The sequence below is a fragment of the Streptomyces sp. NPDC059398 genome, from assembly GCF_042751845.1.
Classification (GTDB): Bacteria; Actinomycetota; Actinomycetes; order Streptomycetales; family Streptomycetaceae; genus Streptomyces.
Map to the genome: position 1 here is coordinate 1 of NZ_JBHYWP010000222.1, position 1,015 is coordinate 1,015.

The window sequence follows — 1,015 nt, forward strand, 5'->3', positions numbered from 1 at the left end:
GCCCTCTGGTCGGGGGGTTGCGGTATTGCCATTGATGGACCGCTACGTGGTCATTGGGGCGCCTTGCGATCGTACGCACCAGACACCGCGCGGCCGCCCTTCGGGCAACGACGGCACTCTGACGACAGCCCCTAGCCCTTGCGGCAGGATGGTCCCGTGCCGAACCCTGATCCGAAACCCGGTCTGAACCCTGCCGCGATGCGCGAGCAGTACCGTTCCGTCGTCCTCGCGGAGGCGGACCTCGCCGCCGCTCCGATGGACCAGTTCGCCCGCTGGTTCGCCGACGCCGTGGCGGGCGGCCTGCACGAACCGAACGCCATGGTCGTCTCGACCGCGACCCCGCAGGGCGCCCCCTCCACCCGGATGGTGCTGCTCAAGCACTTCGACGCGGACGGCTTCGTCTTCTTCACCAACTACGGCTCCCGCAAGGGCCGTGAACTGTCCGCGAACCCGCAGATCTCGCTGCTCTTCCCCTGGCACCGGATCGCCCGCCAGATCACGGTCACGGGTACGGCGGCCCGTATCCCGCGCGCCGAGACCGAGGCGTACTTCCGTATCCGCCCGCACGGCTCGCAACTCGGCGCGTGGGCGAGCGCCCAGTCCTCCGTGATCGCCTCGCGGGCGGAACTGACCAGCCGTTACGACGCATTGGCGGCCCGCTACCCGGAGGGCACCGAGGTCCCGGTCCCGGAGGACTGGGGCGGCTACCGGGTGACCCCCGGCGCGGCGGAGTTCTGGCAGGGCCACGAGAACCGGCTGCACGACCGGCTGCGGTACGTGAGCACGGGGAGCGGGGAGACGGGCTCGGGGTGGCGGGTGGAGCGGCTCTGCCCCTGAGGAACTCTGCCCCTGGGGCCCGGGGCCGTCCCTGAGGGGCAGAGTTCCTCAGGGGGCCCGCTCCGCGCCCGGCGGCCCGCCGGGCCGGGAACGCAGAAACCCGCGGGCTCTGGTTCCTCCGTGGGGTGGAGCCGGCCGGACGTACCGGCGAGCCCGCGGGGCGGTGACGGCTTGGGAT

Annotated in this window: 1 protein-coding gene; it reads left to right on the top strand. The window is 72.2% G+C overall.

Annotated elements, in window-relative coordinates; translation table 11 throughout:
• The first annotated feature begins 198 nt into the window (after positions 1-198).
• Positions 199-837, top strand: a complete 639-nt coding sequence (gene pdxH, locus ACFXBC_RS35125; protein ID WP_385034216.1) for a pyridoxamine 5'-phosphate oxidase — start codon at positions 199-201, stop codon at positions 835-837.
• The last annotated feature ends 178 nt before the right edge of the window (positions 838-1,015 follow it).

What these genes read in the sequence shown, in the direction of transcription:
- pdxH (WP_385034216.1), top strand. Translation starts at nt 199, where the DNA reads ATGCGCGAGCAGTACCGTTCCGTCGTCCTCGCGGAGGCGGACCTCGCC.